Below are 25,371 nucleotides of genomic sequence, written 5' to 3'. Positions count from 1 at the left end.
ATGAAGTTTCAGTTTGACGGCTCGCAAGAATATCAAATTTCGGCAGTAAAGTCAGTTGTTGATATTTTTGAAGGGCAACCTTTGGCAAGAGGTGATTTCGAAATATCTTTAGAACAAAGTTCTCAATCACTCGAATTGAATGACTATGGCATAGGAAATAAATTATTACTTGATGAGGACCAAATCCTCAAAAATGTTCAAAAAGTCCAATCCAGAAATGGCCTGAGCGTATCAAATAATTTAATTACATCTAAATCTGAAAATGGTAATGATGAGTTTTGTCGGTTAAATTTCACAGTAGAAATGGAAACTGGCACAGGAAAGACTTATACTTTCCTTAGAACAATTTATAGTCTTAATTTAGTTTATGGATTCAAGAAGTTTGTAATTGTTGTTCCAGGAGTAGCTATAAAAGAGGGTGCTTTAAAAAATCTACAGATAACTCACGACCATTTTCAGACAATTTTTGGGAACCCACCAATAAATTTTTCATTGTATGAAAGTAAAAATCTTGTAAATCTTCGAAATTTTTCTTCGTCTAATGTTTTACAAGTCCTTGTTATTAATATTGACAGTTTTACCAAAGACAATAATATTATAAACTCTGTTCGGGAAACGGGGATTAAACCAATAGATTTTGTACGAGCTACAAGTCCAATCGTCATTATTGACGAGCCTCAGAATATGGAGACCGATATTAGGAAATCTGCGATATTCAATTTAAATCCTTTATGTACTTTAAGGTATAGTGCAACGCATAAAGATTTTTATAACCAGCTCTATACATTAAATCCTGTTCAAGCTTATGATTTGGGATTGGTAAAGCAAATTGAAGTTGATGGTATTACTGCCCACCCTGACTTTAATAATTCTTTTATAAAACTTGTTGGTTTTGAACAAAAAAAACAAAGTCTCACAGCTAAAATCTTCATTCATGTTCAAAATCTTTTTGAAATTAAGGAAAAGAAAATAAATGTTAAGCCAGGGGATGACATTTATGAATTATCAGGAGGTAGGGATATTTACAAAGATGGCTATATAGTTAATTCAATTCAAGTAGTTGAAGGTAAGGCTATTCTAGAACTGTCAAATGGGGTAATATTATTACAGGACAGTGAAATTGGCAGAAAATCAGATGATGTGATTAAATATCAGATGGAACGGACAATTTTCCATCATTTTGAAAAAGAAGTCAAATATTGGAAAAAGCCTGAAGGCTACAACTCAATTAAAGTTTTAACGCTTTTTTTTATAGATAAAGTTTCGAACTACAGATATTATGATGATGATGGGAATGCTGTTAAAGGTAAGTTTGCTTTATGGTTTGAAGAACTTTTTGCAAAGTATGCTTTAAAATATAAAGCGAGGTTTCCTGATTTATTCAATTCTGCCCCCCCAGAAACGTATTTTGCAAGTGGCGACGTACATGAATCCGATATTCCTATTTTACATCCCGATTATTGGAGTCCGGCTCGGATTCACAACGGATATTTTTCTACTGATAAAAAGGGAAACTATAAAGATACAAAGGGAACAACCAAAGACGATGAAGATACATATTCGCTTATAATGAGGGATAAGGAACGGCTCCTCAGTTTAAATGAACCACTAAGGTTCATTTTTACTCACTCTGCATTAAGAGAGGGCTGGGATAATCCCAATGTATTTCAGATTTGTACACTGAATGAAAGCAAATCAGATATCAAGAAAAGGCAGGAAATTGGAAGAGGATTGAGACTAGCAGTTGATGCATCCGGAGTTCAGGTTCGAAGTAAAAGAATTAATATCCTTACCGTCATTGCAAACGAAAAATATGAAGATTTTACTTCAGCTCTTCAAAATGAAATTCAAAATGATACAAGTGTAGATTTTACGGGACGGATCAAAAATGCTGTAGAAAAGGGCCAAGTTAAATTAAACAAAGAATTAAATGCTGAGAACTTTCCTTTACTCTTTGATATATGGGAAAGAATTTCTTCAAGAACCAGATACAATGTTAGCTACGATTCTAAACTTTTGATTAAAAAGTGTGTGCAAGATTTCTCGAACTTCAACATCGTTCCATTAACCAAAAGGCCTATCTTACAATCAAAATCCGCCAGCTTAAATTATACATCTGAAGGTATCATAAACAAACTGGAAGGATCATCTGTAAAAAATTCAGAACAGGTTACCTATCAAATTCCAGATGTGTATACTTACATACAATCGAGAGTTGATATAACTAGAGCAACCATTTTCGAGATTTTTGAGAAATCAAATCGTTATGGAGAATTGGAGATTAATCCCCAAATGTTCTTAGACAATATGGTGAGTGTCATCCAAAGAAATCTCAATACATTATTAGTGGAAGGTGTAAAGTATGAAGTTATTAATGGTAAGTATTATGAAATGACTCTTTTTAACTTTGAAGAAATCGAAACGTATTTATCTGATTTATATAAGGTAGAAAATCTGAATAAGACCGTATTTAATTATATTGCTATCGATAGTTCAATTGAGAATCAATTTGCAATAGATTGTGAAGCAGACGAGAGCATTAAGTTTTACTTCAAGTTGCCAAGAGGATTCAAAATACCGACACCCATTGGTAATTATGTTCCAGACTGGGCGCTCGTAATGGAAAATGATAAGAAAATATACTTTGTTTGCGAAACCAAAGGAACACTTGACAGGGCATTTCTACGAGAAACAGAAAGGATGAAAATAGAGTGTGGTGAAAAACATTTTGCGTCTTTTGGTTCAGATAATATGATGTACCGATTAGCTACGTCAACGGAAGATTTATAAAAATCATTTATAATTAAGCACAACTAATTCTTGGGCTTATTATTTACTCTTTTATGGTGTAATCTTGAATAAGCATATCTAATGGAATATGCAAAAAACATAGATAAATTAACCAAAGACAAAATTCTAACTATAGAACAGTATCCCTTATCTCCGTAGTTTATTGATACCAAAAAAATCAAAATTTCAAAATATTCTATTTTTAGTAGAACGAAGACCTTATACAATCAAACTTGTCTCACAAAAGAAAAGTATTCATCCCCTACTGTACATCTTTCATTCTACTGAAAGTTTAATTGGACCAATTACGCAAAGAGAAAAATATTTCTCGAAACGAAAGTATTCGTCCCCTATTGGATATCTTTTTTTAGCTGTAAGTAGAACCGTACCAATACGACAAAAAGAAAAGTATCTTTCGAGACGAAAATATTCATCTCACCCCTATTCTTTATTTTCTTTCAGCTGTAAATTTATGTGAAGCAATAACCACAAAAGGAAAATGTTGTAGATATAGAATCAAGGTGACAATATTTATTATAATCCCCTCTTAACCAAGACTAAACTCTTTTGCATCTGGTTATGGAGCTGTAGCGTAGATAAAATGATTAGGTCTTCAACTAATTTAGACAGGACACTATTTGCACAAGTAATTTCAGTTTTTTTCTAGCGCATGCTGTCGGCCAAGTTCAGGATTTCCTGTCGTATAAGATTTGCCAGTATTTACTGAATTATTTTAACTGACTTCTTGTGTTCATCTATGGCAACGAAAGTAAATTCGCCATGTACTGCCAGTTCACGCCCTTCAGCATACATCCGTTCCACATAAATTTCAACCGATACTTTCATACTGGTATGACCAACATGTTAAACGCGGCCCACCGGTTCAATGATCGTACCAGCGGGAATTGACTTTTTAAAATCAATACGGTCGCTGCTCACCGTCACCATCACCTGGCGGCTGAAACGCGTGGCGGCCATAAAAGCCACTTTGTCCATCATGGCCATGGCGCTGCCACCAAATAGCGTACCCTAGTGGTTGGTGGTCTTGGGGAATACGGTCTCGAACACCCGTGTTTGCGAAGCTTGGATACGTTCCGTCAAATTCATTATCACTTAATTAAATCTGACCATCTATTATTTGTACAGCTTTTTCTTCATCCCAGCATGGATAATCAATATATCCTTGTTCCCCGCCACCATACATGGTGGCCCTGTCAGGCTCGTTAAGCAGGGCGTTTTTTTCAAACCGTTCAGGCAGGTCGGGATTTGCGATATATAGCTTGCCAAAAGAGATCAGGCTGGCAATACCTTTTTCAAGTTCTGCTTCGGCGGAAGCCCTATCGTATCCTGCATTGGCAATAACGGTCTGACGAATCTTCTTGCCAAAGCGCTCGATCTCGTCTTCAGCTGTATAATGTTCAGGCGAAGGAAAATTTGGGCTGCACCTCATGAGTTCCACATAGGCGAAGTCCATATCGTTCAGTTTTTCGATCAGGTAGGTATAGGTAGCCGTAGGATTATCCAGTACCATATTACCATAGCAATGGAAAGGCGCTATCTTAATGCCCACCTTTTCACCACCAACCACGCGAATCAATTCCCGCATCACTTCCAGCACGAAGCGGACTTTGCCCTGGATGCTGCCGCCGTAAGCATCCGTTCTTTGGTTGGAACTTTCAGCTAAGAACTGGTTGGGCAGATAGCCATTGCAGGCATGGAGTGCAACCCCGTCAAAACCTGCCGCTATCGCATTTTTCGCGGCCTGGCCATAATCATTAATGGTTTGCCTGATTTCCGGGATCGTCATTTCCCGAGGGATTTCGAAGTCTTTCCTGCCCTGAGAAGTAAAATGCTGCATGCCCAGAATAGGCAAGGGTGATGGCGCAAGCGGGAGCTTGCCGTTCCGGTCTACAGAATGTCCCATACGGCCGGTGTGCCAAAGCTGGGCGATTATTACACCGCCCTTATCATGTACCGCAGTTGTGACCTTCTTCCAGGCTGCTATTTGCTGAGCGGTAAAAATACCTGGTGTAAGCGGACTACCGGTAGCCTCTTCACTGATCCTGATGGCTTCGCTGAACAGCAAACCTGCACTTGCCCTTTGTGCATAGTATTTTGCCGTCATGTCACCCACCAGACCATTGCTGTCTGTACGGCCTCTGGTCATTGCTGCCATGGCTATTCTGTTTTTTAGGCTGACATCGCCCAACGGTATTTTTTCTAAAAGCTTCATAGGACTATTTTTCTTCTTTTCGCCGGGCCATACCCTGAGCGATAATACTGGCGGCTATCAATTGCAGGGCATGGTAAAGCATGAGTGGCAGCAATACGATCCCTGTGATGGTACTGTGCTGAAAGAGCACTTTTGACATGACCGTTCCATGTACCAGTGACTTTTTAGATCCGCAAAACAGTACCGTGATTCGGTCTTCAGCTGAAAAGCCAAACAATCGGCTGAGCAGTCCGACGCAAAAGAATACGGCAAAAAACAGGGCCATCATCCCGGCGGCAAGTCCCGCAAGTTCAAGGGCGGTAAAGCCCGCAAAAAGATGTTCGGAGAACGACTTACAGAATGACGTATAAATAATGGTAAGGATGATCGCCTGGTCAAAATATTTGAGCTGTTTCTTATATTTTTCGGCAATGGCCCCAAAACGGGAGTTGAGGCTGATGCCGACGATGACAGGTAATAAAACCTGAAGGACCAACTTGATCACGATTTCGGTGACATCAAAATCTCCTGTTGCAGAAGCAATGAACAGTCCAACCCAGAGCGGCGTCACCACTACGCCGATCAAACTGGAAATGCTCGCATTGAAAATGGCCGCGGGAATGTTGCCTTTAGCGATAGAAACCATGACCACCGAAGAGGAAACGGTGGATGGTAACGCTGCCAGAAAAAATATACCCAACCAAAGCACTTCTAAATCGGTGCCAACAAACAGCGGGCGGGACGCCAGAACGATGAGCGGAAAAAACAAAAAAGTCGTCAATTGGACGATGATGTGCATCTTCCAGTTGACAAGCCCGGCTTTTAATTTCTCCATGCTCAATCTTAGGCCATAGAATAAAAAGATCAACGAAACGCCAGCACCTGCGATCTGCTCCAGCGAAACAGGTTCTTTGACCATGCCCGGTTGCGGTAAAAAATAGGCCAGCAGGATCATCATGCCTATCATGAGCAGGAAACCGTCGAAACCTGCTTTACTTAATATTGCTAATAACTTCTTCAATGTAATTTAATATATTGCTAAACCGCATATTCTTTACGTATGATCTCTGCACCAGCGCTCAAAGCACTTAACTTTCCTCTGGCTACCGCTCTTGACAAAGGTGCCATACCACAGTTTGTAGAAGGGTAAAGGTTTTCGATATCCACAAACTTGAGGGCATTGCGCAGCGTACCAGCTACTTCTTCAGGCGTTTCGATAGTGTTACTCGCCACATCAATGGCACCAACCATTACTTTTTTACCTCGAACAAGTTCCATTAAATCTAAAGGAACATTTGAGTTATGGCATTCTAATGATACCACGTCAATTTTAGATTTTTGAATTTTTGGAAAAATTTCCTCGTATTGACGCCATTCTGAACCCAATGTTTTTTTCCAGTCGTTATTGGCCTGTATGCCATAACCGTAGCAGATATGTACCGCAGTTTCGCACTTTAAACCTTCAATTGCCCTTTCCAGCGTTGCCATTCCCCAATCGTTTACTTCATCGAAGAACACGTTAAAAGCAGGCTCATCAAACTGGATAACATCTACCCCTGCCTCCTGCAGCTCCCTCGCTTCTTCATTAAGTGCTTTGGCAAATTCCCAGGCCAATTTTTCCCGGCTTTTATAATGCCCATCGTACAACGTATCTACCATGGTTAACGGGCCGGGTAACGCCCATTTAATCGGCTTGTTGGTTTGTTTACGCAAAAATTTGGCGTCATCAACAAAAACTGCTTTTTGGCGAGCAACATCGCCTACAACCATCGGAACACTCGCATCATAACGGTCACGTATTCGCACGGTTTTGCGATTTTCAAAATCTACACCGCTTAAATGCTCGATAAAGGTGGTTACGAAATGTTGGCGTGTCTGCTCACCATCACAAACAATATCCAATCCTGCCAGTTCCTGTTCCTGGAGTGTAATGCGCAGCGCATCCTGTTTTCCTTCAAGCAACTGTTCGCCATTTAATTTCCAGGGTGACCATAGTTTTTCGGGTGGAGCAAGCCAGGCAGGTTTAGGCAAACTTCCAACAATAGAGGTGGGCAATAATAATTTCTTAGTCATAGCATAATTTTAATGTATTAATTAATTGAAAAATTGGCAGACCATTGCTCAAGAATATCCTGATAAGGCTTGATGAAATGCTCTTCGGCATATTTACCTTGTTCAACGGCCAACCGGCTACGCTCTTCGCGGTCATAGTCTACGCGGGTTAGTGAATAATCTTCGTGTTTAAGACTAGGTTGATAGATTTTGCCAGCCACTGAATTTGCATTGTAAATTTCAGGACGGTAAATCTTCTGGAAAGTCTCCATCGTGCTGATTGAGCTGATAAGTCCAAGATCAGTATAATCAGAAAGGAGATCTCCGGAATGATAAAAAGCCATTGGTGCCACAGCGTTCGCAGGCATGAAAAAACGAACTTTTAAGCCCATTTTAGAGAAATATTCATCGGTGAGCGAATACTGGTCCTGCTGATACTCAAAACCCAGGACGGGATGCTGGTACTCAGTCCGGGTATATATTTTGTTGCCTGACACACTTAAACAAATGATCGGCGACATCTTAAAGTGCTCTTTATAAGTTGACGAATTCACAAAGCACTTATAAAGTTTTCCATGTAAATCGCCAAAACTTTCAGGAACAGTAAAACTAGGTTTATCTTTATTGTAGTCAATTAATAAAACACTGAAATCATAATCCCGCACATAAGAAGAAAAATTATTTCCGGCAACACCTTCAATTTGCTGACCAGTTTTACCGTCAAAAATATTCGTTTTTAAAACCTCAATCATCGGCAGATCGTTGATGCCGTTCTTATCATCGATACGCATCGTTACGGTGAGGATTTCGAGTTCTAAATGATAACGGTCGCCTTTTGGATTGTCTATATGAGCCAGTGCATTAAATCGATTGTTAATCATATTTAAGGCATTACGCAGGTTTTGCTGGCGGTTAGCTCCTCTGGCCAGGTTTGCAAAATTGGTTGTCAGACGCGTCTGACTTGAAGGGTGATAGTTTTCATCTAGACAAGTGCTCTTTAGTGTGAACACAAATTCATTCCCCTTGGTGTCCTGGATATTTTCCATGTATTTTTTTAACTTTTTAAATGGTTAACAATCATTATAAAGTCCTTGATTATTCAGGATACGACAGGCAAAAGAAAGGATTTAGGAAGGAGAGATATACACAAATGGGCACGATCAACCCATGAGGGTTTGCACCTTTAAGCTATACAATCTGACCAATAACCTCTTTACGCGGAAGTATCGTCAATTCAGAAAAGGCAGGTATCCTGACTTGTAACGGCTTTTACCGGCCTTCCCGTTTTCACAGTGACCATCATTGGTAAAACCTTTTGTGTTACTTACAGTTGCGCGACAGCTCGTGATTTGCACACGATTCCCTATTAATTCACCGCTAAGTAAAACCTTTCCCGATTGCTGAAAAGCAAAGAACCACGAGTTTTAAACTCTGTCCAAAGGTACTAAAACAGTTATTAAAGTCGAATATATACTATAATTTCAACCGAAATTACTTTAAATTAAAGATTTATTGATTTTTTATGCGGTTTGTTCTTATTTTTGCGTGCTCAAACAGTGATTTATGCTATGGAACAATTAGATGAGATCGATCTGAAACTCTTAAAAATATTAGGCAATGACTCAAGTCATACTATCAAGGAACTTGCTGCGAAGGTAAATTTGACGCCATCGCCGGTTGTACAGCGTGTAAAACGCCTGGAAATCAGTGGCTATATCAAGAAATATATCGCGCTGCTTGACCCTGAAAAGTTCAACCAGGGCTTTATCGTGTTCTGCAATATCCGGCTTAAACAGCATGACCGAAAGGTGGGCCACAGCTTTGTAGAGGATATTCTCAAAATTGAGGAGGTTGTGGAATGTTATAATATCTCCGGCGATTATGATTTCTTTCTGAAAGTGTATGCCAAAGACATGAAGCATTACCAGGACTTCGTTTTTAATAAATTAGGCTCCGTTGAAAGTATTGGCAGTGCTCATAGTACTTTCGTAATGGCAGAGATCAAAAATACACACAACATCAGTTTTTAATATCGGCGTAAGTTAGGGTTAATGGGCTCCCGTTTTTCTTTCTCCCAATCCATGAGTGGCCGGTACAGAACAGCTATACTGAAAGAAGAGCCAAAGCAATGTGTTAAAGCGGCCATTAATCCATTTATCTAAGCTGACGGTTATGCACAGAGATTTACTAGCGCTAATCTCTTCATTGATAATATTGCCACATCGGATCCATTTATCATAATTCTTCATCCCAAAATCATATTAATAAAAAAATCCTCTATAGACTATTTTTATTTGCAGATCATAATAATCAAAAAGTCTCAAAAAACGAAGGTATCCACCTAATGAATTCATATGTTGTTTAGTCGTTATCTAACGAATTTCATGGCAAATAAGCTAAATAAGGATTAAATACGCTTTATCGATTTATTAAAGTTATAGAAACGCTAGATTTGCTTGACGTCCATTTCAAAGATATGATTCAAACTTATAAGATAGAAGACTTCCCATCAAATAACAACATAGACAATTTATTTGCCATAGAACGGTTTGAAGATATAACATGGCCAATAGACTTAACCTGGCCACACAAGCATAACTTTTACCAAATTATCTGGGTAACGGATGGCACTCCGACTTATACCATAGATTATCAAGATATCACTATTAAAACGGATACTCTATTGATCACCTCCCCGGGTCAAATTCATCTTTCAAAATCCTTGAAAAAAATAAAAGGATACTGTATCTCATTTACAGAAGAATTCCTTTTGACTCACCAAATGCTGGACTCTGTCTTCGAACTTACATTTTTAGAAGATAGTTTTTCTAAACCATATCTGTGCCTAAATGATGGCGCCAAAGAGGAGCTGACTGCAATTATAGGCCCCATCATTAAAGAACTAAATAGGGAGGTTAAAGTTCCGCTGATCATAAATGGATTAGTTTTAGTACTACTGAATCGAATCCAAAGGTTAATGAATCAAACGCACCCTATGCTTTCAAATGCCTATCATGTTTTAATACATAAAAAATTCAAAAAACTTATTGAGCAATATTATAGCAACGAAAGTGATCTCCATTTCTATGCCGATAAACTTGGAATTTCCCCTAATTATTTAAACCGGATCGTTAAGAATCTAAAGGGCAAAACTGCAGGCATTATGATTCGTGAACGCGGATTGACTGAGGCAAAACGAATGCTGGTTTATTGCAACCTTCCAATAGGCGATATTAGTGAAAGACTTGGCTTTAAGGATTTCTCATATTTTTCAAGGCAATTCAAAAAACAGGAAGGTATATCTCCTGCTGAATATCGCAGAATGATGTATAAAAAATATCTCTAACTCAAAAAACCCAGTCTGGTAATCCTGCACGCAAAGTGCCAATTTTGAAACTTTAACTTCTAACAGAAAAGAATCAATAATATGAAATTTGCTGATAAATTAATTTATAACAGCATGAACAAATCACTAAAAATAGCAAGGGATTATTTTAAAACTTACCTAAATTTGGAAGCTCCTATTCCAGAACTCCGTATTGCAGCTGATAAAATGTACGCTACTTTACCATTAGCTGAGGATATTTCTTATGAAACAGTCTCGGTTGGAAAATTGAAAGGTGAATGGACTAGGTCGCCGGAAGCAAGAGATTCACACGTTTTATATTATATCCATGGCGGCGCCTTTCTTATCGGTAGCCCGGCGACACATCGTGGTGAGATCAGCGAGCTCGGAAGAGCAGGAAAAATGAAAACCTTTGCACTGGATTACCGTTTGGCACCTGAGCATCCGTTTCCTCAGCCCCTCGAAGATATATTTGACGGCTACCTTTGGTTGCTTGAGCAGGGATACGATTCAAAAAATATTATCATTAGTGGCGATTCAGCGGGAGGAAATGCAACGATTAATCTGATGCTATTTGCTAGAGATAGAGGCATTCCGATGCCTGCTGGAGGAATAGCGATATCTCCCTGGATTGACTTGTCCCAAAGTGGTGAAACCTATAAAACCAGAGAGGGAATAGATCCAATCGTAAGTTTAAAGGCAATTCAGGCACAAACAGCAGCCTATTTAGGTGGAGCAGACCCAACACTTCCTCTTGCTTCTCCGATCTTTGCTGATATCCATGGTCTTGCGCCTATCTATATAATCGTTGGTGAGGCAGAAGAGATGTTAAGTGAAGCACTAACATTCACACGTAAAGCGGCAATGGCTGGCGTTCATATCCGACTTGAAGTATGGCCAAAAATGATACATAATTTCCCATTATGGCATGCTATTCTTCCGGAGGGAAAAGATGCAATAAAAAAGGCTGGTGACTTTATAATCTCCCTGACAACAGTATAAACCATTCGCAATAATAATGCAAAAAATAGATTTTGTACCATGGTTCAATATTTAATTCGTTTGCAATACTGCCATACATTTTTAACGAGAGTCATTATGTGACTTGTAATAAAAAGAAGAATATAGCTATCGAAGATATCATGGGATAAGAATATGTAGAGATGAATTGAAAGAAGTTTTAAATATAACACAATGGTGCTGCAAAGTATTACTATGCAGCACCTTATTCAACATTTCTAAATTATTTGCAATCTACTTTACTGAACTCAATGGAGCCTGCAAATTTAAGACTAGAATTGTTTTTGAATTTAGCAGTATTACCGGCTTCTTCCTGTTCCCCGAATCCTTCGATAAGTTTATTGTCTCTTTTTAGCCATACTACTTGACGTTTGGATTCCATTCCTTCTGAATTAAAGGTGTAATCAGCAATAATTGTGTCTCCTTTCACAACCCCTTCAATAGTCCCATTATTGATATCTTTTTCCGAAAGCTTATACATCAAGTTCCCGGAAACTTTGCCATCCAATGTAGCTATTGTTAGGGTTGCAGTATCCCGGCTTTTGGCATATATATAACAATCTGTAACATGCGTATCTGACTTACTTAGACTAGAATATGATGAAGTTTTTGAGGTGTTGTTGCTTTGGCACGAGATGGCAAGTATACTCGCGGCAGCCAAAATAGGGAATACAATTTTCATAAGTATTTTATTTAGGTTTTATTTGAAAGCAAATGATTTGCCAAAACATTCTAATGCATTTAAAATCATCAGAATAAAGCTATTTAAAACAAATCGATCCACAATTTAAGGTAGCTTTCAAAAAACAGTGTTAACAATGATAAAAACTTTGCTAAGGATACCTGTTTAAATGATTTCAAGGTTTTAATAAGATAATGTAGATTCTGTCTCCTGGAGTAAATAGAACTTCAACCCATGGGTCGCAGAAAGAATATTATAATCTCTATATAATTATTAATACTTTCCCGAAAAATCCTCCGGACTCAAGAAAATTATGGGCTTTTATGATTTCATCAAGATTGAATCTTTTGGCAATAATTGGCTTTATACGGCTTTCCTTGGATAGTAAAAATATTTCATTCATTGCTTCTCTAATCGAATTGATATCTTTTGAACTAAGACTTTCAAAGTATAAACGAGGGGATTTGGTGAATCGAGTTAACCAACTCATCCCAAAGCACTCATTTGGAAATCCCCCACTGGCTCCATTAAGAATGTAATCACCATCATTAGCCAATAAATCAACGAAATTATCCATTTTTTCTCCCGCTACAGGATCGATGATAGCGTCATAGTTATTACTAAGGTCGCCATCTGTATAGAATTTATCAATTCCTATTTCACTGATAGCCGGCTTTAAATACTGTTTATTTATAACTGCCGTAGTATCAATGCCATATGATACAGCTAACTGCAGGACCATGGATCCCACACCACCATTTGCTCCACGAACCAGCAATTTTTTTATTTCTTTATATTTGATAAGTGCTAAAGAAAAATAAGCTACAAGTGAGTTGACACCTAAAGCAATGCTTTCCTCATCCGAAATCCATTCAGGAAGAAAGATAAGATTTTCAATGGTGCTTAATATTTCTTCAGCATATCCACCTTGAGGTATAATTGCATAAACACGCATTCCCACGTATTTTGAATCTATACTTTTACCAACAGTTTTAATTACACCAGCAATCTCGATCCCTGGAATAAATGCCTCAGGATTTATATGTGGGTATACCCCCCTACGCATCATAATATCTACATATCCTGCGCCAGCAACACTGTTTTTAATTATTACCTCATTTTCTCTGGGGATTATAGGTGAAACTTTTACCTTTTGTAAAACTTCTGCGGGCCCAAAACCGCTTACTTTTATGACATTCATTTTTTTTGTTTTTTCGATAAACTTAGATAATGTTATGCTAACAAACTTGGTAGTTACAAATAAGTAACCGATGAGAAAAAGGTAACCTAATAAAATAATATGTATATTTAAAACATAAATTATTATGCTGAAGCCAATTAAAATAGATCATAAAGAGAGTATATTAGCCATTCATGATGCTCTTGAAATTCTTTCCCGGAAATGGACTGTGTCAATTATTTTTGGTTTAGCAAAACACAATAAATTATGTTTTAAAGAGCTTAAGTTTCATTTGATCGATATTTCCGCAAAGGTATTATCTTATGAGCTAAAGGAACTAGAGCAAAATCTCCTCATCTCACGAACCTCATTAGCCAGCAATCCTCCAAAAGTTGAATATGAACTAACTGAATATGGAATGAAGCTGGAAGCCCTAATATTTCCTTTACTAATCTGGGGGTTAGATCATCGAGAGAGAATACTATGTACAAAAAAACATTCTACTGAAGAATACGTAGACACCGTAAAAAAAAATCTATGTTCTTGTATGCCCCTGTTAAAGTAATTGCAATTGTATTTACTCTTGTTAAATGTATTCTAACAGCCAAAGAGTTCTAGTTTAAACATTATCTCTAATTTAATCAAAGTTTAATAAGATAGTTTCAAGCTTCCGAAATTTGTAAGACTGTTCTATAATAAATTTGCTTATGCCCTTATATATATCTTCAGCTGAAAGGTTCATTTACAAACCAGAGCCTGGATATAAAATGTCTTACATAACCATTGTATTTATCCCCGAGTGTATATTTTTCTTTCAACTGCAAATTTAATTGCATCAATTACTACCAAGAAGAAATTGTTTCTTAAAATGAAAAATTCAACAAACTTCTTGAGTTATACGCTGTCCCAAGTAAGAGTCGATTTATTTACTATTGGCAATACTTAATTTCCAATATGTGTTACTGAAAAAGCTTCGACTTACTTGCCAAGATAATATAAATCCAATATAACTAATACCTTTTAGTTTCCATCCAGCATTCTAAAATCAACATAATCCGCAAAATTATTAATGTTAACTCTTTTTTGGCTTGTTCGCAAAGATTTATACAAATAACTCAATTATAGATCCATAGAACACAAAATGCAAACTTAGATATATAAATAGAAAGCAAGATAAAAAATCAATTGCTATTATAGGTTTTTACATTTAAAAGAACCATTCAGGTTTTGTATATAAACTTTTTCTAAAAAATAATACAAATAACCTGTAACTTTTTTTTACTATTTGCGACCTACTGTCCAAACATCAAAAAAATTGAAGAATAGTAACCTACATCAAACATTCGAAATGCTGATTAAAGATCATGAAAGAATGGTTTTTAAAATCTGCAGATTGTATGGCAATACTGAAGATGACCGGAAAGATCTTTTTCAAGAAATCGTTATTCAGCTTTGGAATGCCTATCCAAAATTTAGGGGGGAATCGCAATTTGGAACGTGGCTTTACCGGATCGGTCTTAATGTAGCAATCACACAGTACAGAAAAGGTAAGAAGAAAATATACACCACTGATATCGAGTCATTGAACATAGACTTAGCCGAGCACGCATACGGTTATTCGGAAGAGGCAAAGTTCCAAAGTATGTACGCCGCAATTGAACAATTAAATGATATTGAAAAAGCAGTGGTTATGCTTTATCTGGAGGATAAATCTTATGAGGAAATGGAAGATATCCTTGGAATAAGCAACGGTACCCTCAGGGTAAAAATGAACCGCATTAAAGATAAATTACGCCAATTGACCAAAAATAAATAATAATGGAACTCGACGACTTAAAACAAGACTGGACGTTTTCCAGCCAAAAATACAAAGCTCCAACTTACAAACTCGGTGAACTAATCAGTCAGAAAGGCAATGGTTCGCTGGGTAAGCTGAAAGCAAAGTATAAAAAACAGATGATATTACTCCCACTTGTAGCAGCATTTCTAACAGTAGCCATGATCGTTAAACCAGTTTTACAGCAAAGTGCATTTATCTGGTTTATTATACCCGTTGCCTTGACGTTAGCATTAATGTATTACCGTGATTACAAACTGATAGAAAAAATGGAAGATGCCAATACAGAATCAGTGAAAAGCAGCATACAAAAAAACATGCATCTTTTGCGACAAAATGCCAGGCATCACCTCATTTTCGCTAGAATTTTCCTGGCAGCATTCATCATCATCCTTGAAGCAACAATGTATTTTCAACCGGGTAATGATTTTGCATTCTGGCAAACCATAGCACTACCATTAAGACTGATCATTTACGGAGTCGCAGGATTTTTACAGCCCTATATTACAAAATATTTCTTCGATTATCATTTTGGAAAATACATAAAAGATCTTCAAGCCCTTTCTGAGCAGACTACCTAAACAAATAATATATCATATTTAAAATATTCTTGTATAAAATACATTAAGGCTATTGCTATGCCTTTTAAAACCAAACATTATGAAAAAAATAATTCTTCTATTGTTATTGCTGGCCACTTACCGGGCATCAGCTCAGGAATTTAAAATCACTGACAGCATTGTTATAAAGCTTAAAAACGGCAGTGAATTAACCGCAATTGTCACGCAAAATAAAGCCATAAGCAAACCGCTGCCAGCAATCGTGCGGTATTCCATTTATACAAACCTGGAGGCTGATAAATTCTTCAACTCTATTGCTTGTCTCAGGGGATATGTAGGCGTGACAGTTTATGTAAGAGGCAAATATCTGAGCAGTCAAAAAGCTGAACCTTTTGCCCATGATGCTGAAGATGCGTATGAAATGATTGACTGGGTTAGCAAACAATCCTGGTGTGATGGTAAAGTAGGAATGTACGGTGCCAGTTATCTGGGATTTAGCCAATGGGCATCCGTTAAAAATCTTCATCCAGCATTAAAAACAATAGTCCCTCAGTCTGCAGTTGGTATTGGTGTTGACTTTCCCTTCCACAACAACATTAACTTAGGTTATAATTTAAACTGGATTCATTACGCAACTGAGAGCAAAGTACTGGATAGTAAAAGCGTACAGGAATTTGCCGACCAAAAAAAATGGACAAATGTATTTAACGAATGGTTTGTAAGCGGTAAATCGTTCGCTTCACTGGATAGCATAGAGGGCAGGCCAAATGAGATGTTTCAGGAATGGCTAAAACATCCTTCTTATGATGATTACTGGAAGAAATTGACCCCGACCGCAGAAGAATATGCAAAGCTAAATATCCCTGTGTTAACGATAGCCGGATACTATGATGTTGACCAATCCGGCGCATTGCATTATTTCAGAGAACATAACAAAAACAATAAAAATGCAAACCATTATCTGGTACTGGGACCCTATGATCACTTTGGCCTTCAGCAAATGACGATGCCAGCTTCGATTGGTGGCTACAAAATTGATTCTGCGGCTATTTTTAAGGTTTATAAACTCACCTTCGACTGGTTTGATCACATATTGAAAGGTGGCCCCAAACCATCTCTATTAAAACAAAAGGTTAACTTTCAGGTAATGGGTGCAAATAGATGGGAACATGCTGAAAGCCTTGAGAAAATCACCTCAAAAAAGTTAAACTTTTTTTTGAGTTCAGTAAAGCAGAGTAGTATGTATAAGCTTAGCAAATCATCTGGGAACAAAAATGAAATTATTCGCCAACGCATTAACTTCAAAGATAGAAGCAACAGCATTTCAGCCGGCAATGCACTTGTTCTGGATACTTTATTGCGCACAGATAAAAACAGTCTTGTCTTTGAAAGTGATCCATTTGAGCAACCGGTGTCTATTGCGGGCTCCCTTGATGGAGAATTGAGTCTGAGCTTAAATAAAAAAGACCTTGACATCACAGTACAACTCTATGAAAGATTGTCAGACGGTAGTTATCTGAGGTTATATAATGATATGTTACGGGCAAGCTATGCTAAAGATCGCAGCAAGCGGCAACTTTTCACGCCAGGAAAAACAGGTAAAATAAAACTTACAGGTAACACCTTTTTCGCCAGTCGCCAGATAAAGAAAGGATCAAAATTGGTGTTTATCTTAAGCGTGCCAGTAGATCGCGGTATGGAAATTAATTATGGGACTGGGAAAATTGTAAGTCAGGAAACCATCGCTGACGCAATTGATGACCTTCAGCTTGAGTGGCATCCAGATAGCCATATAAGCCTTTCAGTGTTGCCAGGCTCATGAAAGTTATGATCTTATCATCATCAGAAACGGAAAAATATATAATTAGATGGTCTATACGAACCTAACCTCATTATGTCGTTTGCAATTACTTCAATAGTCAACTAAAAATCACTATCAGTTTACCAAGTTGAATTCCAGCAAAAAGAATATCGTCTCAAAAAACGAACCTTTACTACAAACAGCAAAGATTTTGATATAAATCTAAAGCTTTAAAAGTGTTGATTTTATGCCTTCTGTTAACTTTCCGCTAACCTTTGCTCTATCTGCATAAGCCTCCCAATTATCAATCTTTTCCTGAATCCCTTTTATTATTGAGTCGGCTGACTTGATATTCATTCTCCGTGCCACTTCCAATAAATCGGCACGTATAATCCCGTCCCTCTTTCCGTTGACCATTAGCGATTGCGTGCTTACCCACGCACTTCCCGGCCTGTAAGCGTAACACACATCATAGGCTGGTGTCAATGCCCATTCACCATTTTTATCCATTATAAAGGCAAAATTCTTAGTATGATCATCACAGTTCCTGGCCATCACATTGAATACCATCCTTCTAAAAAGCTGTTCTGCTTCTGGATAAGGTAAACGTAATGCCCTCATGGTCTGAAACAACTGTTCGTAACTGTATAACCCTACGTTATTAAAGTCTAAGTGCTCCATTGCGCACCATGTCTGAACATGTAGCTTGTCTGGTGTACGATCAAATCTTTTTGTCATAAAATGCGCCCTGTCATTTTCCTCCAAGAGTCTACATTCAGTCATTTCAATTCCACTCGCAACTGCCATGAGGTGATAGGCATACTCAACCCTGCCAAAACCATAAGTAGCACCAAACTGACTGTCGTGAACACCATCGAACTTAATTAGCCAATGAGCGAATCCTTCTGGTGCGTTTGCCTGGCCTGAACGAACCTCTTTAGTCTGTTCATTATAGGCAATGAGGGCTTTTGCCCTTGCACCACCCGCAGAGGTTCCTATACGTAGAATATCCATTAGCGCCTTTTGCTCATCAGCATTCATATCAACCAAAAAGTCCTGACGGCCCTGCAAAACTTTTCCTGCAATATGTACTAGTCCTTCAATTTCGATCTTTGTAGCCCGATCTGGAGTCCGTGCTGTTGCTGGTTCAAATTCCAAGGCCCCCATCCCTCTCTTACCAACAAAACAGAGCATTTCTACTGGATTCATACTATCTGTACGACGGCCATTGGCCACAAGCCACGCATTGATCAATGCATTACCATATTTATCCGGAAGAATATCTGCCAACAATCCAGGCAGGCCTTTAAATGTATTATTCCGTGCGAGCTCTGGAAAGGAATAAATTCGTCCCCGCGTCCCCAGAGGCATTTTGATTGGGGCAATATCCAGATCCTCACTTATAAAATCAGGATCATACTCAAAGCTTGCCAACTGACTATTTTCATCCCAAAGTACAGCACCTACGCGCTTATTCCAGAGATTTATTATTGCTGTAGTCATTACCAGTCGGATTGTAATTTATCATCATAAGACTTGTTACCGCTTGCCCTCATCTTCTTTTTCATAGATAATTCTGCCATTTTTATTGGGCTAACCTGCCTCATAAATTTCATATTTTCCAAAAAACCTAGCTTACCCAGAGCACGCAGAATCTGAATAAGCGAGAGGAGATTAATAGAGTCTCCTCTTTCCGCTTTTATTAGTGTTGTCCTATCTACACCGGCCCTTTGGGCGACAATATTTTGCGTGAGATCAAGTTCAAGCCTTGAACCTTTTAAAAATTCCCCAATTTGGCTTAAGTATTCCAAATCACTCTTCGCATTCACTTCAATATCGGATATATCCATCTTTAAACATCAAATTATTAACTAATGTCGTCATTTTTCAACTTAAATACAACTGTTAATTAAATAAGCTAATAAGGCGTCTTTTTCCAACATTAAACAGGGTAATTAGAAATAAAGTTGAGATTAAACAACTTTATTAGCTTTTTATTGTCTGTATTAACGGTTAGCATTAAATTGAAACCCCTTTATCCTTTGCAAAGCTAGTTCAGAAATAAGTTCTTTCATATTTATAAGTCTAAAGCTAGGTATCCACCCGTTCGCAACTTAAAGATAACGCAGCTAGTAGAGTGTTTTCAGGATGAAAAAGGTTTTGAAATCATTTCTGGTAATTTTACTTTTATCAACGAGTCTCAAAAAACGAACAAATATTTCGTATTGCTACTTTAATTATTTTAATAGTTGCTAATATCTATTTAATAACCTTGATAGTATATTTAACTATTAAATTTGTCGCAGTAATTGGCGAAACTGTCCCTCCTCTAAGATTGGCACCCCTGCTCCCAGGGAAATTGCAGTTACAGCGCATGTACAATTACAACGGTAAATCTATCCAATTCTCTGTTTCCCAGCATCGCCTTTACAGCAGTTGTACCAGGGGCAATTGACTGAACGGTTCTATCGTCAAGAATCTTTACTTTACCTTCATCCCAGGATTCAAACCTGATCGCAGAAAAAGGATAATTCGTCATGCTTTCCCTAAGTTCAAAAATCTGTTTTTCGCCAGTAAGAAGACGCATGGTATAATTCTGGAAGTTAAAAAAGCGCTCTACTGGAGCTTCAACATCATTTGTCTTGGAACAACCTGAAAAAAAAATAATTGAAAAAATAAATAAGCTTTTTGTAATCTTCGTGTGGCAATATTTAATTATCGAATAAAGATCAAAACATCATGTTTATTTTATATTACAGGTAGATTACATATTTGACGATCATTATGATTAATTCCTTGATTATCAAAGCCAAAAGTATTTAATGGAATATATAAGTTCCAGCACAAGATGATGTGACCCTCCACTTTATTTTCCTACCTTCTGTAATCATATAATGGAGTTACTACAATAAGAAAACGATCTTTAAGGAACAAAATCCTAACCGCTTACTGGTTAGTTATTAATTTTGCAGCTCCAATAATAATATGCTGACGGCCAAGTTCTGTACATTATTTTTGTTTTTTTAAGGTATATTGTTTTTCATCCTCCGTCACCAATAAGGAATTATTATCAGGGTTAAAGACCATTTCAACATCCCAAGGCTCACATTTAAAAGTATGGTTCTGATAAGCATCCATTGAAAATGCGCTAACGGGCGAGCCTGCGTAATGTGCGGCTAAACGATTCCCTTTTTTGAAGACCACTATTTTCTTAGGATAATCGGAACCGGAATAGATGCCTTCATATTTATCCAGATCCTCCTGATTGGGAAAGATCCTTTTATTAACCGGCAACTTTAAACCATACATGATCTTTCTGATGTCACCAAGGGCGATTTTCGAATTTGGGGTATTCACGTTCTGCAGTAAGATAATGGTTTTATCACTGTCGGTATGTCTTTCTATGTAAGTAATATACCCGGCCCAACTACCGGAATGATTAACAATTTTGCCATATTTTTCATTCTGGGAAAGGACCCAGCCAAAACCGTAACTGTTTTCTTTTCCATTCCTTGTTTTTAAGGAACCAAAAATCTCTTTTTTATCCTCTGGATTAATAAGTTTATCCGTGTATAAAGCCCTATCCCATTTTAAAAGATCTTCCAGATTAGAGTGGACCGTGCGGGCTCCGACAACACCATCAAGGTAATTATAGGTTGTTAATTTATTTTCGATGCTATGATAAGCGGAAATGTAATTCAATAAACTATCTGTTCCATAGGCTTGTGCATAATTCTTTATTTTTTCAGGCGCATAGACACATCGGTAAATAAAAGTATGTTTCATATGGAGGGGCCTGAAAATATTTTCCTTGAGAAACCGTTCGTAGGTTTGTTTGGAAACCCTTTCGATAATAGATGCCAGTAAAGCATAGCCGGTGTTACTGTATTGCGATTTTTCCCCGGGCTGAAAATCCAACGGCGGTTTATATTTCGCAAACTCCGTGATCACTTCTACATTAGTAGCTATTTTGGTTTTATCCCATTTCTCCCGGAAAACGTCTACATATATATAATCAGGCACCCCACTTGTGTGATTCAACAGATTCCTTATGGTCACACCATCATAGAAATCAAGCTCAGGCAGATATTTCGAGATGGGGTCATCATAATTTAATTGCCCCCGTTTTTTTAATAAGACGATGCCCATTGCAGTAAACTGTTTGGAAACAGAGGCCAACTCAAAAACTGTCTGCAGGTTCAATTTTTCTTGAGTTACTGCATCGGCAAAGCCATAACTTTTTTTAAAGACCACCTTTCCCTTTTCGGCAATCAGCACATTGCCGTTAAAAGAACCTGATACATACAGTGCCTGATAAACAGAGTCAAGCAGGTGGATCTTTTCGTTCCGGTCATTCATTTGGGCTATTGATAAATAACTGTTCAGCAGCAGCAAAATTATAATCGGAGTTTTGAAGATATTTTTCATTTATTGTGATTTAGATAAAAGTTCAGACATAGCAATCCCTATCCCGCCCCGGGGCAGAAAAAAATGGAATTCAAGACAAAAGTTGGATGTAAATATCTAATTACTAATCAGGAGGTTTGACCGGGAGGTCGTCTAAATGATGCCTGATCCGTTCATTGTAGTCCTGTAGTGTTTTTTTATACTGCACCAGCCCTTCATTATAGTACTGTAGTGTTTTTTTGTACAGCACCATTTGCTCATCGCCATCATGTAGTGTTTTGTTGTGCTCCGCCATCTGTTCACTATAGGCCTGTATCTCTTTTTTGTACAGCACCATTCGTTCACCATAAGCCTGCATCTCTTTCGAATACTCGCTTTGCACTACTTCATTTATAGCAGTTGCTGCCTGGGGTGCAGATGAAATCGAAGATATGCTATCCTTGCGTTGGATCACAGAGGATTCGGCATCCATATGTTGAACCACAGATAGCGCACTACCGGGGACTTCCTTTTTAGCTATCAGCTGTGACTGCGGTACCGGAGCCGCATTGCTGGTAATTGCCAGACCTTTTTTTCGGAGAGGTTTTAAATTGATAAGCCTGGAGATCATCTGATCATGCTGTAAGGGAAATATAGCGTTGTTCAGGAAAAACCAGCCCATAAGCAACAAAGGGAACATATAAACCAACAAATACCACCGGGCATGCCTCGATGACGATATTGGATGACCTATGATCCGGCTGACCCGTATTAGAAGCTGATCCTTCTGACCTGTAAAGGCGAGCGGAAAAGACCGCCGGTAATGAGAATGTTCCTGAAAGCTTACCAGGGCCTGAACAAATGTATGTTTATTGATATGGGAAAGGGCAATATCATCACAGCAATGCTCCCGCTCAATGCGGATTTGCACCGATAGCCATTTTAATGCCGGGTTAAAGAAAAATATGGCTTCCGCCGTAACCTGGATCAGGTTAACCAGGTAATCTTTCCTGCGTATGTGCGCCAGTTCATGTAACAAAACGGCTTCGAGCTGATCGGCAGGCATTGAAGCCAGTACACCCATCGGTATCAAAATAATGGGTTTGAGCAAGCCTATTATAGCGGGTACATTGATTGCTGTGGATTCTAAAAGCCTGATCCTTCCGCTGATCCTCAATTTTAACGCAAGCTGATCCAGCCGGTGCTGCCAATAGGGGTCCGTTTTGCCGTTACCTGCCCGTGCTAGCCGATGGCTATTTACTAAATCCCAACCAAAACGGCCGGAGCGGATTAAAAATGCGATTAGCCATAAAAAAGTAACCAAAGGCAACAAGGGGTCAACCGATACGGAACCGGTATCCGGACCGGGCAAGTTCAATATTAACCTGGTCGGCGCTGTTCCTAGTTGTAACGCTAATGTACAGCCACAGGCCACCAGGAAAATAAAAAAAAGGAAAAGCAGTAAATTATACCTGAGGGCAGCGCCCATCCGTTTTCCATACCGCAATAATAAAACAGCGACCATATGCAACAGCAGTCCTTGCCAAACTGAATGTAACAGCATGAAGGCCCAGGCCTGAAACAGGTTTGATCCTAAAATGTAGGCCAGCAAAAAATGTAGGCTGTCCTTCATTATTGTTTCATGTTCTTGATTAATTCCCTGATCTTGTCCAATTCTTCAGCAGAGGTATCGCTATTGCCCAGCAAAGCCACCATCAGGCTGCTTGGCGATCCTTTGAACGTACTGTCAATAAACCGCTTCAAAACAGTCTGCGTGAGTTCACTTTCATGGGGTACCGAGGTATATAAATGACGCATCTTGCTTTCGTCACGATCTAAAATGCCTTTTTCATGCATGAGCTGCATCAGCTTAAGCGTTGAAGTATAGGCCACTTCCCCTTTTTGAAGAATTAATTTATCATGAACAAACCGTACAGTCGACGGACCGTATTGCCAAAGAACTTGCAAAACATCAAATTCTGTTTTTGTTGGATTATAGGCTGCTGTAGCTTTCGGAGTTTGCATGAAGCTAATGTACGTATTTAAACGTACGTTGAAAACATAATGTGTATTTTATTATAATTTTTTTGGGATCATCCGATTTCTGAGAATTGAAGTATCATAGGGAATACAACTATGCTTTTTTGACAAGCAACTTCTTAAAATCATCTTTCTAACACGCAAAGTGCTCCCCGAGATAGAAAAGTCATTGCACACAGGAGACCAAACCATCTTTAAATAATGATAATCAAAGTAAGGCAATTTTTAACAAATTGACCTTGTTAGGCAAAATCATTTTTTGTTCTGTAATGAATTGATTCGTCCCTTTACACCATCTTTAAATTGCTGATATTCATCAGCCTTCATGGTTCCCTTCTGCCTTTCAATTTCTTCATTAAGGAGCAGGTAGAATTCTTTCGCCTTGACCTTATTGTTTATATTCTGATACATTTCGCCGATACTATCAAACAGGTTTAAATCATGTGGAAATATTTGATGAGACCAAAGTAATATTTGTAATGCATCATTTGTTTTTCCCATATAATAGAAGTTGTAAGCGAGTTGGTTCAATCCCTGGGGGTTGAAATCCATGATTTTTCGTTTTTTAAGCTGAGTATAATATTTTAAAAGATTTTCGGAATTAAAATACTGGTAGTCAAAATATTTTTTCACGCCATTAATCACCCCAATTTGGAAAACTGAACCGTGGGTTTCAGTTGCAGAGAAATCCTGAGCCTTGAAGGTTACTTTATTTTTAAATGCTGCGCTATTGAAAATTCCGGCGATTTCATTTCTCGCTGTTATCCAATCTCTTTCTTCAGGATACCCTCCTGCATTACACATATAAAAAAATTTAGTAGCAGTTAAGTTTTTGGATTTAAAGTCTTTGAAACGCTTTACAAACTGCATCTTATCGTATCCGAAATTTGGGGAAATGGCAATGTAGGCATCAAATAAATCTGGCTTTTGAAGAAAGCTATAGGATATAAAAGTGCCTCCGTTTGAATGTCCGACAGCAATTCTTTTAGGCAATGTTCTATATTTTTTATCTACAGCAGGGATAAGCTCATTGCCAATAAAATTCAAAAAGTTGTCAGCATTACCCAGATGACCCTGATAGGATTCCGAGGTTTCCTTGAATTCATTTGCGGGTAAAAAGTCTTTGTTTCTATCATCTGAAACGACTCCTACAACAATCATTGGGCAAATGTTATTGTTTTTGAATGCCATGGTCGCGTGAACCATATCAAAAACCTCTCTGGCCTGTGCATCAAAGACGTAAATAACTTCAAATTTCTGATTAGGCGCAGATTCATACTGTACGGGTGTGTAAATTATTAGCTTTCTGCTTTCATTTAAGACTTTTGAGTCTATGGATAGGGTGTCAACTTTCTGCGCTGAACAGTTGATAGCAAAACATGATAATAAGGTAAAAAGTAATAATTTCATTTGGGTAATTCTTTCGATCAATTAACTGCGCAAATAAAATCGAAAAAAAAACCTG

At 38.1% G+C, this 25,371-nt stretch carries 21 protein-coding genes, 1 pseudogene and 1 riboswitch; of the genes and pseudogenes, 8 read left to right on the top strand and 14 right to left on the bottom strand.

Annotation, left to right across the window (positions count from 1 at the left end; translation table 11 throughout):
- Positions 1–2,790 carry a DEAD/DEAH box helicase family protein gene (locus R2Q80_RS14110; protein ID WP_316800200.1) on the top strand — a complete coding sequence of 930 codons (2,790 nt, stop codon included), beginning with the start codon at positions 1–3 and terminating at the stop codon, positions 2,788–2,790.
- Between the two features lie 720 nt (positions 2,791–3,510).
- On the opposite strand, the pseudogene R2Q80_RS14105 reads toward R2Q80_RS14110, so the two are convergent.
- The 5 genes and pseudogenes from R2Q80_RS14105 to R2Q80_RS14085 form a co-directional block, all read right to left on the bottom strand.
- A pseudogene (locus R2Q80_RS14105) lies at positions 3,511–3,897 on the bottom strand (acyl-CoA thioesterase).
- Between the two features lie 10 nt (positions 3,898–3,907).
- Positions 3,908–5,023 carry an alkene reductase gene (locus R2Q80_RS14100; protein WP_316800199.1) on the bottom strand — a complete coding sequence of 372 codons (1,116 nt, stop codon included), beginning with the start codon at positions 5,021–5,023 and terminating at the stop codon, positions 3,908–3,910.
- 4 nt (positions 5,024–5,027) lie between these two features.
- Positions 5,028–6,023 (bottom strand): bile acid:sodium symporter family protein, encoded by a 996-nt coding sequence (locus R2Q80_RS14095; protein WP_316800198.1) that lies wholly within the window; start codon positions 6,021–6,023, stop codon positions 5,028–5,030.
- Between the two features lie 17 nt (positions 6,024–6,040).
- Positions 6,041–7,075: a methionine synthase gene (locus R2Q80_RS14090; protein WP_316800197.1), complete on the bottom strand. Its 1,035-nt coding sequence runs from the start codon at positions 7,073–7,075 to the stop codon at positions 6,041–6,043.
- Between the two features lie 17 nt (positions 7,076–7,092).
- Positions 7,093–8,100: a DUF1852 domain-containing protein gene (locus R2Q80_RS14085; protein WP_316800196.1), complete on the bottom strand. Its 1,008-nt coding sequence runs from the start codon at positions 8,098–8,100 to the stop codon at positions 7,093–7,095.
- 178 nt (positions 8,101–8,278) lie between these two features.
- Positions 8,279–8,461, bottom strand: a riboswitch (cobalamin riboswitch).
- A 161-nt stretch (positions 8,462–8,622) separates the two neighbouring features.
- On the opposite strand from R2Q80_RS14085, the gene R2Q80_RS14080 reads away from it, so the two are divergent.
- From R2Q80_RS14080 to R2Q80_RS14070, 3 genes are all read left to right on the top strand, one after another.
- Positions 8,623–9,084: an Lrp/AsnC family transcriptional regulator gene (locus R2Q80_RS14080; RefSeq protein WP_316800195.1), complete on the top strand. Its 462-nt coding sequence runs from the start codon at positions 8,623–8,625 to the stop codon at positions 9,082–9,084.
- Between the two features lie 446 nt (positions 9,085–9,530).
- Positions 9,531–10,400 (top strand): helix-turn-helix transcriptional regulator, encoded by an 870-nt coding sequence (locus R2Q80_RS14075; protein ID WP_316800194.1) that lies wholly within the window; start codon positions 9,531–9,533, stop codon positions 10,398–10,400.
- An 81-nt stretch (positions 10,401–10,481) separates the two neighbouring features.
- Positions 10,482–11,402 carry an alpha/beta hydrolase gene (locus tag R2Q80_RS14070; protein WP_316800193.1) on the top strand — a complete coding sequence of 307 codons (921 nt, stop codon included), beginning with the start codon at positions 10,482–10,484 and terminating at the stop codon, positions 11,400–11,402.
- 241 nt (positions 11,403–11,643) lie between these two features.
- Here the strand turns inward: R2Q80_RS14070 and R2Q80_RS14065 are convergent, their stop codons facing one another.
- Positions 11,644–12,102: a hypothetical protein gene (locus R2Q80_RS14065; RefSeq protein ID WP_316800192.1), complete on the bottom strand. Its 459-nt coding sequence runs from the start codon at positions 12,100–12,102 to the stop codon at positions 11,644–11,646.
- A gap of 262 nt (positions 12,103–12,364) precedes the next feature.
- A complete protein-coding gene (locus tag R2Q80_RS14060) occupies positions 12,365–13,303 on the bottom strand; it encodes a zinc-binding alcohol dehydrogenase family protein (protein WP_316800191.1) in 939 nt (312 codons plus the stop codon).
- A 124-nt stretch (positions 13,304–13,427) separates the two neighbouring features.
- Between R2Q80_RS14060 and R2Q80_RS14055 the strand changes: the two genes are divergently transcribed.
- From R2Q80_RS14055 to R2Q80_RS14040, 4 genes are all read left to right on the top strand, one after another.
- Complete coding sequence (locus R2Q80_RS14055; protein ID WP_316800190.1) at positions 13,428–13,847, top strand: helix-turn-helix domain-containing protein; 420 nt, start codon at positions 13,428–13,430, stop codon at positions 13,845–13,847.
- A gap of 783 nt (positions 13,848–14,630) precedes the next feature.
- On the top strand, positions 14,631–15,098 hold the full coding sequence (locus tag R2Q80_RS14050; RefSeq protein ID WP_316800189.1) for an RNA polymerase sigma factor: 468 nt from the start codon (positions 14,631–14,633) through the stop codon (positions 15,096–15,098).
- A 2-nt stretch (positions 15,099–15,100) separates the two neighbouring features.
- Positions 15,101–15,700, top strand: coding sequence for a hypothetical protein (locus R2Q80_RS14045; protein WP_316800188.1), 600 nt, complete (start codon positions 15,101–15,103; stop codon positions 15,698–15,700).
- 79 nt (positions 15,701–15,779) lie between these two features.
- Complete coding sequence (locus tag R2Q80_RS14040; RefSeq protein WP_316800187.1) at positions 15,780–17,501, top strand: CocE/NonD family hydrolase; 1,722 nt, start codon at positions 15,780–15,782, stop codon at positions 17,499–17,501.
- Positions 17,502–17,702: 201 nt separating this feature from the next.
- On the opposite strand, the gene R2Q80_RS14035 is transcribed toward R2Q80_RS14040, so the two are convergent.
- From R2Q80_RS14035 to R2Q80_RS14005, 7 genes are all read right to left on the bottom strand, one after another.
- The gene (locus R2Q80_RS14035; protein ID WP_316800186.1) at positions 17,703–18,983 is read right to left on the bottom strand and encodes a type II toxin-antitoxin system HipA family toxin; all 1,281 of its coding nucleotides are present in this window, start codon (positions 18,981–18,983) and stop codon (positions 17,703–17,705) included.
- A complete protein-coding gene (locus tag R2Q80_RS14030) occupies positions 18,983–19,330 on the bottom strand; it encodes a helix-turn-helix domain-containing protein (RefSeq protein WP_316800185.1) in 348 nt (115 codons plus the stop codon). Before R2Q80_RS14030 ends, R2Q80_RS14035 begins: the two co-directional genes overlap by 1 nt.
- Before the next feature lie 515 nt (positions 19,331–19,845).
- Positions 19,846–20,067: a hypothetical protein gene (locus R2Q80_RS14025; protein WP_316800184.1), complete on the bottom strand. Its 222-nt coding sequence runs from the start codon at positions 20,065–20,067 to the stop codon at positions 19,846–19,848.
- Between the two features lie 422 nt (positions 20,068–20,489).
- Positions 20,490–21,908 carry a serine hydrolase domain-containing protein gene (locus R2Q80_RS14020; protein ID WP_316800183.1) on the bottom strand — a complete coding sequence of 473 codons (1,419 nt, stop codon included), beginning with the start codon at positions 21,906–21,908 and terminating at the stop codon, positions 20,490–20,492.
- Positions 21,909–22,011: 103 nt separating this feature from the next.
- A complete protein-coding gene (locus R2Q80_RS14015; protein WP_316800182.1) occupies positions 22,012–23,499 on the bottom strand; it encodes a M56 family metallopeptidase in 1,488 nt (495 codons plus the stop codon).
- Entirely contained in the window at positions 23,499–23,891 is a 393-nt protein-coding gene (locus R2Q80_RS14010) for a BlaI/MecI/CopY family transcriptional regulator (RefSeq protein ID WP_316800181.1), read from the bottom strand. Before R2Q80_RS14010 ends, R2Q80_RS14015 begins: the two co-directional genes overlap by 1 nt.
- Before the next feature lie 267 nt (positions 23,892–24,158).
- The gene (locus R2Q80_RS14005; RefSeq protein WP_316800180.1) at positions 24,159–25,316 is read right to left on the bottom strand and encodes an alpha/beta hydrolase; all 1,158 of its coding nucleotides are present in this window, start codon (positions 25,314–25,316) and stop codon (positions 24,159–24,161) included.
- Between the last annotated feature and the right edge of the window lie 55 nt (positions 25,317–25,371).

Origin of the sequence: Pedobacter frigidisoli (assembly GCF_032678525.1) — a bacterium.
GTDB classification, from domain to species: domain Bacteria; phylum Bacteroidota; class Bacteroidia; order Sphingobacteriales; family Sphingobacteriaceae; genus Pedobacter; species Pedobacter frigidisoli_A.
This window is presented reverse-complemented; position numbering and strand designations above follow the sequence as displayed.

What these genes read in the sequence shown, in the direction of transcription:
- R2Q80_RS14110 (WP_316800200.1), top strand. Translation starts at nt 1, where the DNA reads ATGAAGTTTCAGTTTGACGGCTCGCAAGAATATCAAATTTCGGCAGTA.
- R2Q80_RS14100 (WP_316800199.1), bottom strand. Translation starts at nt 5,023, where the DNA reads ATGAAGCTTTTAGAAAAAATACCGTTGGGCGATGTCAGCCTAAAAAAC.
- R2Q80_RS14090 (WP_316800197.1), bottom strand. Translation starts at nt 7,075, where the DNA reads ATGACTAAGAAATTATTATTGCCCACCTCTATTGTTGGAAGTTTGCCT.
- R2Q80_RS14085 (WP_316800196.1), bottom strand. Translation starts at nt 8,100, where the DNA reads ATGGAAAATATCCAGGACACCAAGGGGAATGAATTTGTGTTCACACTA.
- R2Q80_RS14080 (WP_316800195.1), top strand. Translation starts at nt 8,623, where the DNA reads ATGGAACAATTAGATGAGATCGATCTGAAACTCTTAAAAATATTAGGC.
- R2Q80_RS14075 (WP_316800194.1), top strand. Translation starts at nt 9,531, where the DNA reads ATGATTCAAACTTATAAGATAGAAGACTTCCCATCAAATAACAACATA.
- R2Q80_RS14070 (WP_316800193.1), top strand. Translation starts at nt 10,482, where the DNA reads ATGAAATTTGCTGATAAATTAATTTATAACAGCATGAACAAATCACTA.
- R2Q80_RS14065 (WP_316800192.1), bottom strand. Translation starts at nt 12,102, where the DNA reads ATGAAAATTGTATTCCCTATTTTGGCTGCCGCGAGTATACTTGCCATC.
- R2Q80_RS14060 (WP_316800191.1), bottom strand. Translation starts at nt 13,303, where the DNA reads ATGAATGTCATAAAAGTAAGCGGTTTTGGGCCCGCAGAAGTTTTACAA.
- R2Q80_RS14055 (WP_316800190.1), top strand. Translation starts at nt 13,428, where the DNA reads ATGCTGAAGCCAATTAAAATAGATCATAAAGAGAGTATATTAGCCATT.
- R2Q80_RS14050 (WP_316800189.1), top strand. Translation starts at nt 14,631, where the DNA reads ATGCTGATTAAAGATCATGAAAGAATGGTTTTTAAAATCTGCAGATTG.
- R2Q80_RS14045 (WP_316800188.1), top strand. Translation starts at nt 15,101, where the DNA reads ATGGAACTCGACGACTTAAAACAAGACTGGACGTTTTCCAGCCAAAAA.
- R2Q80_RS14040 (WP_316800187.1), top strand. Translation starts at nt 15,780, where the DNA reads ATGAAAAAAATAATTCTTCTATTGTTATTGCTGGCCACTTACCGGGCA.
- R2Q80_RS14035 (WP_316800186.1), bottom strand. Translation starts at nt 18,983, where the DNA reads ATGACTACAGCAATAATAAATCTCTGGAATAAGCGCGTAGGTGCTGTA.
- R2Q80_RS14030 (WP_316800185.1), bottom strand. Translation starts at nt 19,330, where the DNA reads ATGGATATATCCGATATTGAAGTGAATGCGAAGAGTGATTTGGAATAC.
- R2Q80_RS14025 (WP_316800184.1), bottom strand. Translation starts at nt 20,067, where the DNA reads ATGCGTCTTCTTACTGGCGAAAAACAGATTTTTGAACTTAGGGAAAGC.
- R2Q80_RS14020 (WP_316800183.1), bottom strand. Translation starts at nt 21,908, where the DNA reads ATGAAAAATATCTTCAAAACTCCGATTATAATTTTGCTGCTGCTGAAC.
- R2Q80_RS14015 (WP_316800182.1), bottom strand. Translation starts at nt 23,499, where the DNA reads ATGAAGGACAGCCTACATTTTTTGCTGGCCTACATTTTAGGATCAAAC.
- R2Q80_RS14010 (WP_316800181.1), bottom strand. Translation starts at nt 23,891, where the DNA reads ATGCAAACTCCGAAAGCTACAGCAGCCTATAATCCAACAAAAACAGAA.
- R2Q80_RS14005 (WP_316800180.1), bottom strand. Translation starts at nt 25,316, where the DNA reads ATGAAATTATTACTTTTTACCTTATTATCATGTTTTGCTATCAACTGT.